This is a genomic window from Streptomyces sp. NPDC096046, from assembly GCF_040303285.1.
Lineage (GTDB): Bacteria > Actinomycetota > Actinomycetes > Streptomycetales > Streptomycetaceae > Streptomyces.
On sequence record NZ_JBEOSZ010000012.1, the window covers coordinates 134,527 to 149,528 of the forward strand.

Here is a 15,002-nt window from a genome sequence, read left to right on the forward strand (position 1 = left end):
GGTCGTGAACATCCCAACCCCCTTTGAAACTTGGGAGACGGCACCCATGACCCAGCAATCACTGGAGCCGAGGGCCACAGCCGAAGACGCGGGTGAAGGCACCCGCGTCCCGGCCGGACGGTCCTGGCTCGACCGGTACTTCCACATATCCCACAGAGGGTCCACGGTCGCCCGTGAAGTGCGCGGCGGCATCACGACCTTCATGGCGATGGCGTACATCCTCCTGCTCAACCCCCTGATTTTGTCCGGCAAGGACGCGGCCGGAGTCACCCTCGCCCAGCCGGCCCTGATCACCGCCACCGCGTTCGCGGCGGCCTTCACCACCCTGCTGATGGGCTTCGTCGGCAAGGTGCCCCTGGCCCTCGCCGCCGGCCTGTCCGTCTCCGGGGTGCTCGCCTCCCAGGTCGTGCCCGAGATGACCTGGCCGCAGGCGATGGGCATGTGCGTGATGTACGGCGTGATCATCATGCTGCTGGTCGTCACCGGCCTGCGCGAGATGATCATGAACGCGATCCCGCTCGCCCTCAAGCACGGCATCACCATGGGCATCGGCCTGTTCATCGCCCTCATCGGTTTCTACAAGTCCGGCTTCGTGCACCAGGGCAAGGCCACGCCCCTCGCGCTCGGCCCGGCGGGCGAACTGGCCGGCTGGCCCGTCCTGCTCTTCGCCGGCACCCTGCTGCTGATCTTCATGCTCCAGGCCCGGAACGTCCCGGGCGCCATCCTCATCGGCATCGTCAGCGGCACGGTCGTCGCGGCGGTCCTGAACGCCGCCGGCGTCGTCGACCCCAAGCAGTGGGCGGGCGGCGCGCCCGAACTGCACGGCAGCGCCGTCTCCATGCCGGACTTCTCGCTCTTCGGGGACGTGGAGTTCGGCGGCTGGGGCGAGGTCGGCGCGATGACGGTCGGGATGATCGTCTTCACCCTGGTGCTGGCCGGGTTCTTCGACGCGATGGCCACCATCATCGGCGTCGGCACCGAGGCGAAGCTCGCCGACGACAAGGGCCGTATGCCGGGCCTGTCGAAGGCGCTGTTCATCGACGGGGCCGGCGGCGCCATCGGAGGCGTGTCGGGCGGCTCCGGGCAGACGGTGTTCATCGAGTCGGCGACGGGTGTCGGCGAGGGCGCCCGCACCGGTCTGGCCTCCATGGTCACGGGCCTGTTCTTCGCGGCCTGCCTCTTCTTCACCCCGCTCACGGCGATCGTGCCGCAGGAGGTCGCGTCCGCCGCCCTCGTCGTCATCGGCGCGCTGATGCTGATGAACGCCCGGCACGTGGACTGGGCCGACCGGGCCACCGCCATCCCGGTGTTCCTCACCGTCGTGCTGATGCCGTTCACGTACACCATCACCACCGGTGTCGCCGCGGGCGTCATCTCCTACGTCGCCATCAAGGCCGCGCAGGGCAAGGTGCGCGAGATCAGCGCCTTCATGTGGATCCTCACGGCGGTGTTCCTCGTCTACTTCGCCCTCAACCCGATCGAGAACTGGCTCGGCGTCCACTGACGCCCCGCCGCCGCAACCCCGAGGAGACCGAGACAGATGCTGGACATCGCCGAGGAGTTGAACCGGTGGGTCGAGCAGGGCCGTGACTTCGCCGTGGCCACTGTGGTGGCCGTCGGCGGCAGCGCGCCCCGCATGCCCGGCGCCGCGCTCGCGGTGGACACCGACGGCACGGCGATCGGCTCGGTGTCCGGCGGCTGCGTGGAGGGCGCGGTCTACGAACTGTGCGAGCAGGCGCTGCGGGACGGCGAACCCGTCCTGGAGCGCTTCGGATACAGCGACGACGACGCTTTCGCCGTGGGCCTGACCTGCGGCGGCGTCATCGACATCCTGGTCACCCCGGTACGGGCCGCCGATCCGGTCCGCCCGGTGCTCGCGTCCGCGCTCACCGCCGCCGCCCGAGGGGAGGCGGCGGCGGTGGCGCGGATCGTGTCGGGCCCGCGCGAACTGACGGGCCGGGCCCTCGTGGTCCGCCCCGACGGCTCCTTCGACGGCGGTTTCGGCGCCCATCCGGAGCTGGACCGCACGGTCGCCGCCGAGACCGGCGCCTTCCTCGACGCCGGCCGCACGGGCACCCTGGAGATCGGTGAGCGGGGCTCCCGCTGCGGAGCGCCCCTCACCGTTCTGGTCGAGTCGTCGGTCCCCGCCCCCCGCATGATCGTCTTCGGGGCGATCGACTTCGCCGCCGCCCTGGTCCGCATGGGCAAGTTCCTCGGCTACCGCGTCACCGTGTGCGACGCGCGCCCCGTCTTCGCGACCCGGCCGCGCTTCCCCGACGCCGACGAGATCGTCGTCGACTGGCCCCACCGCTACCTGGAGCGCACGGACGTCGACGCGCGGACGGTCCTGTGCGTACTCACCCACGACGCCAAGTTCGACGTGCCCCTGCTGAAGCTGGCGCTGCGCCTGCCGGTGGCGTACGTCGGTGCCATGGGCTCCCGGCGCACCCACCTGGACCGCAACGCCCGGTTGCGGGACGTGGGCGTCACCGACATGGAGTTGAGCCGCCTGCACTCGCCGATCGGCCTGGATCTCGGGGCCCGCACCCCCGAGGAGACGGCCCTGTCGATCGCGTCGGAGATCGTCGCCGGTCGGCGGGGCGGCAGCGGCGTCTCCCTGACCGGGGCGCACACGCCGATCCACCACGAGCCGGAGTCGAAGACGGTGGGGCGGATCGGCTCGGTGGCCTGACGGCCCTGCCCGGGTGGCGCCGGTGCGTCCCCGTCCCGGCGGCCGGTCCGTCAGGGCTGTCTGAGCAGGCGGTTCAGGGCCCGTCCGAACACGTACCGCGAGGAGCGCCGCACCACACCGTCGAAGAGCGACGGCAGGAACCGGACGCGGATCTCCTCCCGCCAGATCACCCGCGTACGGCCCCCCGGCCCGGGCCGCACTTCGAGTTCGGCCCATCCCAGCACCACCCGGCCCCGCTTCTCCAGCCGGCACCTCCCCACGGCCCCGCCCTCGGGCGGCTGCCACACCGTGACCTCCATCGGGTCGTCGAAGACCAGCGGCCCGGCGCCCGAGCGGGCCACGACGAGGGTCCCCTCGCGCGTCGGCCCGGGCGGCACCACCCGCACCACCGTCAGCGGCACCGCCTCACCGTGCCGCGGCCACCGTGTGATCCGCCGCCAGGCCTCGTCGAGGGGGAGCGGTACGGTGCGTTCGAGCAGGAAGTTCGCCACTCCCCGATCGTAGGGAACCAAGGGCGCGTCATCGGTACACCTCACCCGGTTCCGCCTTTCCCGGCGCCAGCAGCTGGGGCACCGTGACGAAGGCGAAGCCGCGTTCCTTCAGCGCGTCGATGATCCCCGGTACGGCCGGCACCGTGCCGTCGTAGAGGTCGTGCAGGAGGATGATCCCGTCCCGGGAGGACTGGTCGAGGACGCGGCGGGTGATCAGGTCGGAGTCCGTCGTCCGGTAGTCCTTCGCCGTCACGCTCCACAGCACCTCGGACAGGCCCAGTTCGCGGCAGACGGCGTGCACCGTGTCGTCGGTGCGGCCCTGCGGCGGGCGCATCAGGGTGGGGCGCCGGCCGGTGAGGCGTGCTATCTCCTCGTTGGGGCGTTCCAGTTCCTCGCGTATCTCCTCGGGTCTCAGCTTCGTCAGTATCTTGTGGTCCCAGGTGTGGTTGGCCACCTCGTGGCCCTCGTCGGCCATCCGCCGCACCAGCTCCGGGTACTTCTCGATGTGCCGCTTGCCCAGGAGGAAGAAGGTCGCCGGGACCTGCTTCTCCTTCAGGATGTCCAGCAGCCGCGCGGAGTGCTCGCTCGGTCCGGCGTCGAAGGTGAGTGCGATGCACTTGACCTCGCGGCAGTCGACGGCGCCGAGAGGGGCCGCCTGCGTGTCCGTGGCGGGGCGGGCCCGGGCGGCGCTGGGAGCCGTGGTGTCGGCCCCCGTGCAGCCGCTCAGGGCGAGGGTGAGGGCGGCGGTCACCGCGAGCGTTCCCGCCGTTCGGAACGCGGTCCCCGTTTTCTTCGTCTTCCTGGTCAGAGAAGGCATGCCGGGACTATACAGTGCGTGTATACATGCGTCGTATAGTCACCGAGGCGTGCTCCGACGGCCTGACCAGGTGTTTGAGGAAGCCGTACCGCGGCACCCGCCAGCACCAGGGTCCGCGCACACGTCGGAGGGAGGCCCGCCCGCATGACCTCGTACGCCGTCGTGATCCCCACGCTCGTACCGGACACCCTCGCCGACTGTCTCGCCGCCCTGGCCGCCGCGACCGGGCCACGCCCCGAGGAGATCGTCCTCGTCGACGACCGCACCGACCCCGAACCCGGTCCGCTCCAGCACCCGTTGAGCGTCCTCGGCGACCTGCGGGAGCGGACCACCGTGCTGGGCGGCGGCGGTCGTGGGCCCGCCGCCGCCCGCAACACCGGGCTGCGCGCCGTGCGCGCGCCGTGGACCGTGTTCCTCGACGACGACGTCCAGGTCGGGGCCCACTGGTGCGACCAGCTGGCCGAGGACCTCGCCGAGGCGTCCCCCGACACCGCCGGCGTCCAGGGCGTCCTCGTCGTGCCGCTGCCCGGCGAACGCCGCCCCACCGACTGGGAACGCGGCACCGCCGGACTCGCCAGGGCCCACTGGGTCACCGCCGACATGGCCTACCGCACGGAGGTCCTCAAGCAGGTCGGCGGCTTCGACGAACGCTTCCGGAGGGCCTTCCGCGAGGACGCCGACCTCGCGCTGCGCGTCCTCGACTCGGGCCGGCGCATCCGGCAGGGCCGCCGCACCACGCGCCACCCCGTGGGCTCCGCCTCCCGCTGGGCCTCCGTGCGCCGGCAGCGCGGTAACGCCGACGACGCCCTCATGCGGCATCTGCACGGCCCCGACTGGTGGGACAAGGCCGTCGCGCCGCGCGGCCGGATCCGCAGCCACGCGGCCATCACGACCGCTGGGGTCGCCGCCTGCACCCTCGCCGCCACCGGCCACGGACGGGCCGCGACGGCCTGCGCCCTCGGCTGGGCGGCCGGCACCGCGGAGTTCGCCCGCGCCCGGATCGCCCCCGGCCCGCGCACCCGCCACGAGGTGACGACGATGCTCGCCACCAGTGTGCTCATCCCGCCCGCCGCGACCTGGCACCGGCTGGCAGGTGCCTGGCGCCACCGACACACCCCCGCCTGGCAGGAGGAGGCCACCCCGTGAGCCCGGTCAAGGCCGTGCTGTTCGACCGCGACGGCACACTCGTCGAGGACGTCCCCCACAACGCCGACCCCGACCGCGTACGCCCCGTGGACGGCGCCCGCGAGGCGCTCGGCCTGCTGCGCGAGCACGGCATCCGCACCGGCGTCGTCACCGACCAGCCCGGCGTCGCCCGCGGGCTGCTCACCGACGCCGACGTCCGCCGCGTCAACCACCGGGTCGACGAACTCCTCGGCCCTTTCGACGTGTTCGCGGTCTGTTCACACGACCCCGACGACGGCTGTGGCTGCCGCAGGCCGCAGCCCGGCATGCTGCTCTGGGCGGGCGGGCGGATCTGCACCGGGCCCGCCGAACTCGTCGTCGTCGGCGCGACCGCCGCCGACGCGGAAGCCGCGCGCCGGGCGGGCGCCCACGGCATCCTCGTCCCGAACGGGCGCACCCGCCCCGAGGAGACAACGCGGGCCGACCACGTCGCGCCGGACCTGCTCACGGCCGTCCGCGCGGTACTGGACGGACCGCCGAAAGGCCGCGTCCTCGTCGACGAACGCCCCATCCAGCAGGCGTTCACGGCCGACCCGGGACCGGACGGGCAGACCGGGCACGCGTGACCGCCCAGGCCCGTGACGGGCTGGGGCGTCCGCGACGACCTGGGGTGTCCGTGACGGTGCCGGGCTCGTGACGGGCTGGGGTGTCCGTGACGGTGCCGGGCTCGTGACGGCGCCGGGCCCGTGACGACCTGGGATGTCCGTGACGGTGCCGGGCTCGTGACGGGCTGGGGTGTCCGTGACGGTGCCGGGCTCGTGACGGGCTGGGGCGTCCACGAGGGCCGATCCATGCGTGCTTGACGGTCCCGCACCCGGTGACCGCCCCGGCCCCGACCGCGCCCACCTCGCGGTCGCCCACGCCGCGCGCTCCGTCCCCCTGTTCGGGCCGGTCGCACCCAGCCGCTGGGGACCGCCACGCGATCCGCGCCACCGCGCCCTGTGGTACGGCCCGGAGGGGGGTTCAGTCCTCGCACCACCGGCACATCAGCCGGAACGCGGCGAACAGCGTCAGGGGCCACAGCGCGGCGAACGCCCAGATCACACCCGGCTCGGACGTGACGATCCCGGCCACCATCAGCCCGACCGACACCGCGAGCAGGACCGCCACGGTCCAGCCACGGGGGCGGTAGGAGCCCAGACGGGCCAGGACGCGGGCGGGGTCGGGGCGGCGGCTCACTCGGTGGGTGCGCAACCTGCGGGCCAGGCGACGGTCGCGGCGCAGGGCCCGCTCCATCTCGTCGAGGATGCGCTGCTCGTTCTCGGGAAGTCGACCGATGGACACGCTCTCTCCTTCCGGGCGGCCGGACCGTCTCTCCTCCGAGGGGGAAGTGCGGCGGGGGACGTACATGCGGGTGCCCCCTGGTGCCCTCGGGCTAACCGGGCACCGGCCGTGCCAGCGCCTCGACGAGCCGGTCCGCGCTGTCCGGCACCGTGCCCTCGCGGAACCCGTCGCGGATCTGCCGGGCGGTCACCCGGCCGCCGGTCAGGCACCAGTCCCACCAGCGGTCCAGCTGCCGCACGTCCAGCCGCTCGGCGGGCACCAGCGCGGGCCAGCCGCACGCGCGGGCCTGCGCGGTCAGCTTGGCGCCGCCGGCGACCGGGTCGACGGCCAGCACCGGCGTGCCGACGCGCAGGGCGATCACCAGACCGTGCAGCCGGTCCGTGACGACGAGGTCCAGCCGGGCCAGCACGGACTGCAACTGCGCGGGTGTCGCGCTCAGATGCCAGTCGTGCGTGTCCAGCCGGGTCTCCAGCTCCAGCCGGCCGCAGTCCTTCCCGGCCAGCCAGCGCGTCACCTCCTCGGCGACCTGCCCGTGCCGCCGCAGATGCCCGTACTCGGCCTGACCGTGGGTGAGGATCACCCCGACGACGGGCCGTGCGGGTACGTCCGGGGCGCGCGCCGCGAGGTCCTCCACCGGCTCACTGTCCGGTCCGTCCCGGGGCAGCACCCGGTGGAAGCCGGTCACGGCCGTGCTGGCGGGATCGATCACCGAGGTGCCGACGGCGATCCGCACGCAGTGCGCGAACCGCCGGTGCAGTTCCTCGATCTGCGGCCCGTGCAGCGGGCCGCACACGAACACCAGATGGGTGTAGTCCTCGGGCCACAGCCGGTCCAGATGCAGCGCCTCCGGACGGAAGCGGGGACTCCAGGCCACGTCGTAGGGAAGGCCCGTGCCCCGCAGCACGTCCTCCACCCGGCGCAGGGCCAGCACGTCCCCGGCGGTCGCCTCCCCGTCCCGGAAGCTGAACCACCCGGTGAGCAGCACCCTGCGCGGTCGCTTGCGCTCTTGTGTGTGCACATGCCCTGAGTGCCCGCCCGGCGAGAAGGCAATCAGGGCATTACGGCTATATGCCGTGCCGTCACGGGGTGTAGAAGGGGACGTCCGCCCGGTCGGTGGCCGTGCTCACCGCCTGTACCTCCAGCAGGAACTCCCCGTGTCCGACGCGAACCCGGTGCTGCCGTCGTCCTTCTCCGGCCACACCTCGAAGTTCTCGTACCGCAGGCAGTAGCCGGGGAGGTCGGCCGGCTCCAGCTCTCCGGCCACGGCGGCCTCCTTCCCGTCCTGGTCGGCCGCTTCAGCGGTCGGCGGGCTGGAAGCCGCGCAGCCGCAGGCTGTTGCCGACCACGAAGACCGAGGAGAAGGCCATGGCCGCTCCGGCGATCATCGGGTTGAGCAGGCCGGCGGCGGCGAGCGGCAGCGCGGCGACGTTGTAGGCGAAGGCCCAGAAGAGGTTGGACCTGATGGTCCCCAGCGTCCTGCGGGACAGGCGGATGGCGTCCGCCGCGGCCCTCAGGTCACCCCGCACGAGCGTCAGGTCTCCCGCCTCGATCGCGGCGTCCGTACCCGTTCCCATCGCCAGGCCCAGATCGGCCTGAGCCAGCGCGGCCGCGTCGTTGACGCCGTCACCGACCATCGCGACCGAACGGCCCTCGTCCTGGAGGCGCTTGACGGCGTCGACCTTGTCCTGCGGCATGACCTCGGCGATCACGTGCTCGGGGGCGATGCCCACCGCCGCGGCGACCGCCGCGGCGACCGCCTTGTTGTCGCCCGTCAGCAGGATGGGGGTGAGGCCGAGCCCGCGCAGCCGCTCGATGGCCTCGGGGCTGGTCTCCTTGACGGCATCGGCGACCTCCAGGACGGCGCGGGCCTCGCCGTCCCAGGCGACCGCGATGGCGGTACGCCCGGCCGCCTCGGCCTCGGCCTTGGCGCGCCGCAGTTCCTCCGGCAGGGACATGGCCCACTCGTCCAGCAGCTTCTCGCGTCCGACCAGAACCGCGTGGCCCTCGACGATGCCCTGGACGCCGAGGCCGGCGATGTTGGCGAAGTCCTCCGGAGCGGGGAGCGTGCCGACCCGGGCGGCGGCGCCGGAGGCGACGGCCTGGGCGATGGGGTGCTCCGAGGAGTGCTCCAGGGCGCCGGCGAGGCGCAGGACGTCGTCCTCGCCGGTTCCGTCGACGGTGTGCACGGCGAGCAGGGTCATCTTGCCGGTGGTGACGGTGCCGGTCTTGTCCAGGACGATGGTGTCGACCTTGCGTGTCGTCTCCAGGACCTCCGGGCCCTTGATCAGGATGCCGAGCTGGGCGCCGCGCCCGGTGCCGACCATGAGGGCCGTCGGCGTGGCCAGGCCCAGGGCGCACGGGCAGGCGATGATCAGGACGGCGACCGCGGCGGTGAAGGCGGCGGTCAGTCCGGCGCCGCTGCCGAGCCAGAAGCCCAGGGTGCCGAGCGCCAGGGCGATCACGACCGGTACGAAGACCGCGGAGATCCTGTCGGCGAGCCGCTGTGCGGCGGCCTTGCCGTTCTGCGCGTCCTCCACCAGCTTGGCCATGCGGGCGAGCTGGGTGTCGGCGCCGACACGGGTGGCCTCGACGGCCAGGCGGCCGCCGGCGTTCAGCGTGGCACCGGTGACGGCGTCCCCGGTGCCGACCTCTACGGGTACGGACTCGCCGGTGAGCATGGAAACGTCCACGGCGGACGACCCCTCGACGACCACACCGTCGGTGGCGATCTTCTCACCGGGCCGCACCAGGAACCGGTCGCCGACCTTCAGCTCGCCGACGGCGATGAGCTCTTCCCGGCCGTCACGCACCACCGTGACTTCCTTGGCGCCGAGCTCCAGCAGGGCCTTCAGCGCCGCCCCCGCCTTCCGCTTGGAGCGCGCCTCGAAGTAGCGCCCGGCCAGGATGAAGGCGGTGACGCCGGCCGCGGCCTCCAGGTAGATGTTCCCGGCGCCGTCGGTGCGGGCGATGGTCAGCTCGAAGGGGTGCGTCATGCCGGGCGTACCGGCCGTGCCGAAGAACAGTGCCCACAGGGACCACAGGAACGCCGCCGAGGTACCGACGGAGATCAGCGTGTCCATCGTGGCGGCACCGTGCTTGGCGTTCGTCCAGGCGGCCTGGTGGAAGGGCCAGGCGGCGTACGTCACCACGGGCGCCGCCAGCGTGAGCGAGAGCCACTGCCAGTACTCGAACTGCAGCGCCGGGACCATGGCCATCGCGATCACGGGGCCGGCGAGCGCGACGGCGGCGGTCAGCCGCTGGCGCAGCGGCCGCAGCTCGTCGCTCTCCTCCCTGGGCGAGCCCTCACCGGACGCCGAGTCGTCGGAGCGGGCGGTCTCGGGCCGGGGCTCCCGCGCGCTGTAGCCGGTGGCCTCGACCGTCGCGATCAGGTCCGAGACGGTCACGTCCTCGCGGAAGGTGACCTTCGCCTTCTCGGTGGCGTAGTTGACGGTGGCCTCGACCCCGTCCAGGCGGTTGAGCTTCTTCTCGATCCGGGCGGCGCACGAGGCGCAGGTCATGCCGTCGATGGCGAGTTCGACCTCGGCGGCGCCGGGCGTGGTGGTGGTCATGTCTGCTCCTCGGAGCTCACGGACGCGATGCGCGAAAAAAGGAGATGCATGAAAGACATGCGAAAGAAGAGATGCGCGAGAGGACAGGGAGAACGGGGGCCGCGAGGGTCTGCGGCCCCCACCCGGCTCGTGGGTCAGGCGGCCACGCGGCCGGCGAAGTCGTAGCCGGCCTCGTCGACGGTCTTGGCGATCAGCGCGTCGAGCGCCTCGCCGGGCTCGGCCGCGGTCGTCACCGTGACCAGGCCGGTGCCGATCTCGACCTCGACCGCGGCGACCTCGTCCAGGCCGCTCACCGCCTTGGCGACGACGCCCTGGCAGTGCGCGCTGCCCACGCCGCCGACCTTGTAGGTGGTCTTGATCTCCGCCGTGGTGTGGCAGCTTCCGTCGGGGGTGCAGCAGTTCGACACGGGTCCTCCGCAACTCATGGGCTTATACCCCTAGGGGGTATCCAGGAGCGCTTCCATGTATACCCCCCTCCCGTATGCGTGGCAAGCACTGTCCAGACTTGACTTGATACCCCACGGGGGTATGTTGAAGGCGTCGGTCGCCTGCATGAGCGGCCCGGAGAGTAGGAGTGGTCATGAACACCGGACTGAGGATCACCGTCTTCTCCGTCGCGCTCGCCGCGACGTTCGGCGCCGCCTACGGCGTGGGCGGCGTGGTCGGCCCGACCTCGCCCGAGCCGAAGAACGGCACGCACAGTGACGCTGGAGGCCACGCCTCCGCCGGGGACGAGAAGGAGACGGCCGGGCACCGCGAGGCGCGGGGCGGCGGTCACGAGGCGGCACCGCCGGGCGGCCTCGAGATCTCCAGCGGCGGCTACACGCTCGACCTGAAGACCCCGCGTGTCGAGGCCGGCAAGAAGGCCGACCTGCGCTTCGCCGTGGTCCAGGACGGGACCGGACGCAAGGTCACCGGGTACCAGCGCGAGCACGGCAAGGATCTGCACCTGATCGTCGCCTCACGTGACCTGGCCGTCTACCGCCACCTGCACCCCACCCGGGCCGCGGACGGCACCTGGTCGACGCCCGTGAACCTGCCCGAGGCGGGCGGCTACCGCGTCTTCGCCGACTTCAAGCCGAAGGGCGGCGAAGCGCTCACCCTCGGTGCCGACCTCGCCGCGTCCGGGCCGTACGAGCCCGGCGAACTGCCCGAGCGCAACACCACGGCGAAGGTCGACGGCTACGAGGTGAAGCTGCGCGGCGCGTTGACCCCCGGCAAGGCCGGCGAACTCACGCTGAACGTGGCGAAGAACGGCAAGCCGGTCCGCAATCTCCAGCCCTACCTGGGCGCTTACGGCCACCTTGTCGCCCTGCGCTCGGGTGACCTCGCCTACCTGCACGTCCACCCCAACGGCGAGCCCGGGGACGGCAGGACGAAGCCCGGCCCCGACGTCTCGTTCACGGCGACGGCGCCGAGCGCCGGCGCGTACCGCCTGTTCCTGGACTTCCAGCACGAGGGCAAGGTCCGTACCGCGGCCTTCACGGTGCACGCGGGCGGTGCGGCGGACGCGTCCGGGCAGCCCTCGCGGCCCCGGCCCGCCGAGGAGGAGGCCGGACACACGCACTGAGGTACGCGGGACCGTGGGCGACCACGGCCCATGGGCCGCCAGGGATTACGGCATGGTTGCGGCTTGGCCGCCCTGGCGCAGCGTCAGGACCCGCCACGGTGCGGGTCCGCCGGCGCGCGTGCCGGCATCGGCGCCGGCGGCCACTCGGCCGGAGCCGCTGTGGGACCCGTGGGGTGGGAGGCCGCGGCCCGGAGCGGCGCCGCCGTCGTGAGCCCGACGACGGGGCGACCGACAGCCCGGCGCAGCGGGTCCGCCCGCCGGGTTACCGGGGCTCTCCGCCGGCGAGCTGGTAACCGGCCTCGTCGACCGCGGCGGCGACGGCGGCGCGATCCAGCGGCTGCTCGCTGGTCAACGTGACCCTGCCCGACGGCAGATCCACCTGGACGTCATCGACCCCGGGGAGGCCGGCGAGTTCGGAACTGACGGCCTGAACGCAGTGAGCGCACGTCATGCCCTTGACGTCGTACACCTTCTGAACCATGTGCTTCTCCTTTCTCGGGAAGGAGGCATCACCATACCCCCAGGGGGTAACCGGGTCCTGGGAGGAATTGTTCCCGACGGCTCGGGCCCGCTTCCAGGGCCCGGACCGGACGGTCGCGCACCATGAGCGGTAGGACGCCGAGAACGGAGGTCGGGCGGGATGGACGCGTGGCAGCCGATGCTGGTTCTCCTCGGTGTGGTGGGGGCCGGCCTGGCCGGCCTGTACGGGCTGGGCCTGTGGCTGGCGGCAGCGCGGGCTCCCCTCGAAAGCGGCCCCTTCGCCGGAGGGCTCGAGCCGGGCGAGCACGCCGTGTCCCGGTTCCATGTGCGCTGGTACCCGGTCACCATGATCTTTCTCGCCTTCGACATGGAGATGCTCTTCATGTACCCGTGGGTGAAGGTCGTCTCGGAGGTGGGTACCTCGGCCGTCGTCGAGATGTTCCTCTTCCTCGGCATCCTGTTCGCGGCGGTGGCGTACGCCTGGCGTGAGGGGGCTCTGAGGTGGACCTGAGAGGGCTTGTCCGGCATACGGCGATGAACCGCCCGGCGGTACTCGTGGTCACGCTGCCCGGAGCGACGGAACTCCGGCTGGAGACGGAGGCGGAGATGCGTCGGCGGGGGTGGCCCGTGGTCGGCGCTCCGGCCGCCGCGGATCTGCTGGTCGTCTGCGGCGTTCCGGCGCCGGAGGACGCGGAGTGGCTGGACCGCATCGAGCGGTCGATGCCGGAGCCCGCCGTGCGCGTCGTGGTGGGGGAGAGCGGGCAGGTCGCACACGCCCTCGGCGCGGCGCGCGGAGACCTGGCCGACAGGGCGGTGACTCCCCGCGGCGCCGACGCGGCAGCCGATTCCGTTTCCGTGCACCATCGCGACACGGCGGATCAGACGCGGAGCCCGCGCCATGGACACGCGGGGCACGAGCCCGGATCTCACCACGACCAGCCCCACCCGTCCGGTCCGCAGGAACACGGGGACGACCACGAGCACGGCCGCGGCGACCACGAGGGACACGAGAACGAGGACGGCCACGGCGCACACCACGACAGCTCGCGGCCCGATGCATCCGACGGCCAGGGTCATGACGACCACGGCACGGGCCATGACCTTGGTGGCCCTACGGACCACCAAGGTCATGGCGGCCACATGGATCATATGGGCCATGACACGCACGCCATGGGCGAGGTGGCGGGCCTGCCGATGGCCGACCGGGCGGACGACCGGGACGAGTTGCGGCTCGACCGGCTGCACGTGCCGATCGGTCCCGCGCTGAGCGACTGGCCGACGGGGCTCATTCTCCGTCTCACCCTTCAGGGAGACGTCGTACAGGACGTCGAGGTGGACCACCTCTCCGTGGCGCACGATCCGCGACCGCCGTTCTGGGACGAGCCGTGGCTGCGGGCCGCGCACGGCGAGGAGGTCGCCGGAGGGGACGCGGCACGCCGACGCTGTGCCGCGCATCTGGACAGCGCGGGACGGCTGCTCGCCGTCGTCGGCTGGGACGACGTGGCGGCGCGGTGCCGTCGGCTGCGGGACGAGCTGCTGTCGGGGGCGCCGCGTGAGCCGGTCGGCGGCGATCTGCGCAGGACGGTGCGCCGAGTCGGACGGTCCAGGTCCCTGCGCTGGTCGATCGCCGGACTGGGGGAGTTGCCGGCGGAGACGGCGCGGGCTGCCGGAGTGACCGGACCGGCGCTCGCCGCGGACGGGGACGCGTACGACCGGCTGCTGAGGTGGCTGAGCGAGGCCGAGCGCGGCCTCGAAGGGATCGGCGACGCACAGCCGTTGGCGCCGGACGACCGGACCGGTCCGCGTGGCCGGCTTGACGGGCCACAGCCGCCGTCGCGAGCGCTGCTCGACGTCCTCCCCGACCTCCTGGCCGGCGCCGAGTTCGCCTGCGCACGGATCATCGTGGCCAGCCTGGACCCCGACCTCGACGAACTCTCGCTCGCACCCGTGCCCGGAGTGGTCCATGCCTGATGCAGCGCCCCTGTGGGCGACCGTCGTCCTCCCTGTCGCCCTGGCCGTGGCGGCCGTGGTCGCGGCCGGATTCGACGCGGTGCTGTCCGGATCGGCCGAGCGCGGGCCCGCCGGAAGTGTCCGGGAGGCCGGGCTGCGGGCGACGGCTCCCTTACGCGAGGCGCTGCGGCTGCTCGTTCAGCGGCCGCGCCGCACGACGGCCGCCGACCGGTTGCTCGGAAGGCTGGGCGTGGCGCTGGTTCCGGTGGCCGCCGTGCTCGCGGGTGCCGTACTGCCGTGGGGCTTTCGTGCCGTGAGTGATCCGTCCGTCGGCATCGTGTGGTTCAACGCGATGGAGGCCCTGGCCTGGGCGGCGGTGTGGATGGCGGGCTGGGGGCCGAACTCGGCGCTGTCGCTGATCGGCGGGTACCGGTTCCTGGCGCAGGGTCTCGCCTACGAACTGCCGCACATGTTCGCGCTCACCACCGCCGCCCTGGGAGCCGAGTCCCTGCGGGTGGGGGACGTGGTGGCGGCTCAGGACGGCCTGTGGTTCGCGGTGTGGATGCCGGCCGCGTTCGCCGTCTATCTGCTGAGCGCGCTCGCGATGGCCTTCTGGGGGCCGTTCGCGCACCCGGTGTCGCGGGACGCGGCCGGTGGTGCGGCGGCCGAACTGGCGGGCGTGGACCGACTGGTGTTCCTGGGCGGGCGGTGGGTGCTGCTCGTGGTGACCGCCGGCTTCAGCGTGCCGCTGTTCCTCGGCGGCGGGCACGGCCCGCTGCTGCCGGGCTGGGCGTGGACGCTGATCAAGACCGCCGCCGTCCTGGCGCTGCTGGTGGCCGCTCGCCGGGCGCTGCCCGTACTGCGGATGGAGCGCTACACGGAGCTGGCCTGGATGGTGCTGGTACCGCTGACGCTGCTTCAGGCGCTGTTCGTGGCCGTCGTCGTCCTGAACCGATGAGAGGGA

The 15,002-nt window shown here is 72.8% G+C and carries 16 protein-coding genes; 8 read left to right on the plus strand and 8 right to left on the minus strand.

The annotated features are described in order from the left end of the window. Positions 1-46 precede the first annotated feature (46 nt). Together ABTX62_RS13815 and ABTX62_RS13820 are read left to right on the plus strand one after the other, a co-directional pair. Positions 47-1,504 (plus strand): NCS2 family permease, encoded by a 1,458-nt coding sequence (locus tag ABTX62_RS13815; protein ID WP_352116356.1) that lies wholly within the window; start codon positions 47-49, stop codon positions 1,502-1,504. Between the two features lie 36 nt (positions 1,505-1,540). After that, positions 1,541-2,692: an XdhC family protein gene (locus tag ABTX62_RS13820; RefSeq protein ID WP_352116357.1), complete on the plus strand. Its 1,152-nt coding sequence runs from the start codon at positions 1,541-1,543 to the stop codon at positions 2,690-2,692. A 50-nt stretch (positions 2,693-2,742) separates the two neighbouring features. Here ABTX62_RS13820 and ABTX62_RS13825 read toward each other — a convergent pair whose 3' ends face one another. Both ABTX62_RS13825 and ABTX62_RS13830 read right to left on the minus strand, forming a co-directional pair. Further along, positions 2,743-3,183 (minus strand): SRPBCC family protein, encoded by a 441-nt coding sequence (locus ABTX62_RS13825; protein ID WP_352116358.1) that lies wholly within the window; start codon positions 3,181-3,183, stop codon positions 2,743-2,745. Positions 3,184-3,211: 28 nt separating this feature from the next. Further along, a complete protein-coding gene (locus ABTX62_RS13830; protein WP_352116359.1) occupies positions 3,212-4,000 on the minus strand; it encodes a polysaccharide deacetylase family protein in 789 nt (262 codons plus the stop codon). 144 nt (positions 4,001-4,144) lie between these two features. Between ABTX62_RS13830 and ABTX62_RS13835 the strand changes: the two genes are divergently transcribed. Further along, positions 4,145-5,146, plus strand: coding sequence for a glycosyltransferase family 2 protein (locus ABTX62_RS13835; protein WP_352116360.1), 1,002 nt, complete (start codon positions 4,145-4,147; stop codon positions 5,144-5,146). Further along, positions 5,143-5,751, plus strand: coding sequence for an HAD-IIIA family hydrolase (locus tag ABTX62_RS13840; protein WP_352116361.1), 609 nt, complete (start codon positions 5,143-5,145; stop codon positions 5,749-5,751). Before ABTX62_RS13835 ends, ABTX62_RS13840 begins: the two co-directional genes overlap by 4 nt. Before the next feature lie 397 nt (positions 5,752-6,148). Here the strand turns inward: ABTX62_RS13840 and ABTX62_RS13850 are convergent, their stop codons facing one another. From ABTX62_RS13850 to ABTX62_RS13870, 5 genes are all read right to left on the minus strand, one after another. Then, positions 6,149-6,469 (minus strand): DUF3040 domain-containing protein, encoded by a 321-nt coding sequence (locus ABTX62_RS13850; RefSeq protein ID WP_283971611.1) that lies wholly within the window; start codon positions 6,467-6,469, stop codon positions 6,149-6,151. Positions 6,470-6,560: 91 nt separating this feature from the next. Next, positions 6,561-7,487 carry a polysaccharide pyruvyl transferase family protein gene (locus ABTX62_RS13855; protein WP_352116362.1) on the minus strand — a complete coding sequence of 309 codons (927 nt, stop codon included), beginning with the start codon at positions 7,485-7,487 and terminating at the stop codon, positions 6,561-6,563. A 105-nt stretch (positions 7,488-7,592) separates the two neighbouring features. Continuing rightward, on the minus strand, positions 7,593-7,733 hold the full coding sequence (locus ABTX62_RS13860) for a hypothetical protein (RefSeq protein WP_352116363.1): 141 nt from the start codon (positions 7,731-7,733) through the stop codon (positions 7,593-7,595). 31 nt (positions 7,734-7,764) lie between these two features. Continuing rightward, on the minus strand, positions 7,765-10,038 hold the full coding sequence (locus tag ABTX62_RS13865) for a heavy metal translocating P-type ATPase (protein ID WP_352116364.1): 2,274 nt from the start codon (positions 10,036-10,038) through the stop codon (positions 7,765-7,767). A 134-nt stretch (positions 10,039-10,172) separates the two neighbouring features. After that, positions 10,173-10,445, minus strand: coding sequence for a heavy-metal-associated domain-containing protein (locus ABTX62_RS13870; RefSeq protein ID WP_352116365.1), 273 nt, complete (start codon positions 10,443-10,445; stop codon positions 10,173-10,175). A 173-nt stretch (positions 10,446-10,618) separates the two neighbouring features. Between ABTX62_RS13870 and ABTX62_RS13875 the strand changes: the two genes are divergently transcribed. Beyond that, positions 10,619-11,608 carry a DUF8832 domain-containing protein gene (locus ABTX62_RS13875; RefSeq protein WP_352116366.1) on the plus strand — a complete coding sequence of 330 codons (990 nt, stop codon included), beginning with the start codon at positions 10,619-10,621 and terminating at the stop codon, positions 11,606-11,608. A gap of 262 nt (positions 11,609-11,870) precedes the next feature. Here the strand turns inward: ABTX62_RS13875 and ABTX62_RS13880 are convergent, their stop codons facing one another. Beyond that, positions 11,871-12,089, minus strand: coding sequence for a heavy-metal-associated domain-containing protein (locus ABTX62_RS13880; protein ID WP_352116367.1), 219 nt, complete (start codon positions 12,087-12,089; stop codon positions 11,871-11,873). 159 nt (positions 12,090-12,248) lie between these two features. Between ABTX62_RS13880 and ABTX62_RS13885 the strand changes: the two genes are divergently transcribed. From ABTX62_RS13885 to ABTX62_RS13895, 3 genes are read left to right on the plus strand one after another with little or no spacing between them, the layout of a single operon-like run. Next, positions 12,249-12,599, plus strand: coding sequence for an NADH-quinone oxidoreductase subunit A (locus tag ABTX62_RS13885; RefSeq protein WP_352116368.1), 351 nt, complete (start codon positions 12,249-12,251; stop codon positions 12,597-12,599). Between the two features lie 23 nt (positions 12,600-12,622). Continuing rightward, entirely contained in the window at positions 12,623-14,059 is a 1,437-nt protein-coding gene (locus ABTX62_RS13890) for a hypothetical protein (RefSeq protein ID WP_352116369.1), read from the plus strand. Then, positions 14,052-14,996 (plus strand): NADH-quinone oxidoreductase subunit H, encoded by a 945-nt coding sequence (locus tag ABTX62_RS13895; protein ID WP_352116370.1) that lies wholly within the window; start codon positions 14,052-14,054, stop codon positions 14,994-14,996. Before ABTX62_RS13890 ends, ABTX62_RS13895 begins: the two co-directional genes overlap by 8 nt. Positions 14,997-15,002: the final 6 nt, after the last annotated feature.

What these genes read in the sequence shown, in the direction of transcription:
- ABTX62_RS13815 (WP_352116356.1), top strand. Translation starts at nt 47, where the DNA reads ATGACCCAGCAATCACTGGAGCCGAGGGCCACAGCCGAAGACGCGGGT.
- ABTX62_RS13835 (WP_352116360.1), top strand. Translation starts at nt 4,145, where the DNA reads ATGACCTCGTACGCCGTCGTGATCCCCACGCTCGTACCGGACACCCTC.
- ABTX62_RS13865 (WP_352116364.1), bottom strand. Translation starts at nt 10,038, where the DNA reads ATGACCACCACCACGCCCGGCGCCGCCGAGGTCGAACTCGCCATCGAC.
- ABTX62_RS13880 (WP_352116367.1), bottom strand. Translation starts at nt 12,089, where the DNA reads ATGGTTCAGAAGGTGTACGACGTCAAGGGCATGACGTGCGCTCACTGC.
- ABTX62_RS13875 (WP_352116366.1), top strand. Translation starts at nt 10,619, where the DNA reads ATGAACACCGGACTGAGGATCACCGTCTTCTCCGTCGCGCTCGCCGCG.
- ABTX62_RS13895 (WP_352116370.1), top strand. Translation starts at nt 14,052, where the DNA reads ATGCCTGATGCAGCGCCCCTGTGGGCGACCGTCGTCCTCCCTGTCGCC.
- ABTX62_RS13830 (WP_352116359.1), bottom strand. Translation starts at nt 4,000, where the DNA reads ATGCCTTCTCTGACCAGGAAGACGAAGAAAACGGGGACCGCGTTCCGA.
- ABTX62_RS13820 (WP_352116357.1), top strand. Translation starts at nt 1,541, where the DNA reads ATGCTGGACATCGCCGAGGAGTTGAACCGGTGGGTCGAGCAGGGCCGT.
- ABTX62_RS13885 (WP_352116368.1), top strand. Translation starts at nt 12,249, where the DNA reads ATGGACGCGTGGCAGCCGATGCTGGTTCTCCTCGGTGTGGTGGGGGCC.
- ABTX62_RS13890 (WP_352116369.1), top strand. Translation starts at nt 12,623, where the DNA reads ATGAACCGCCCGGCGGTACTCGTGGTCACGCTGCCCGGAGCGACGGAA.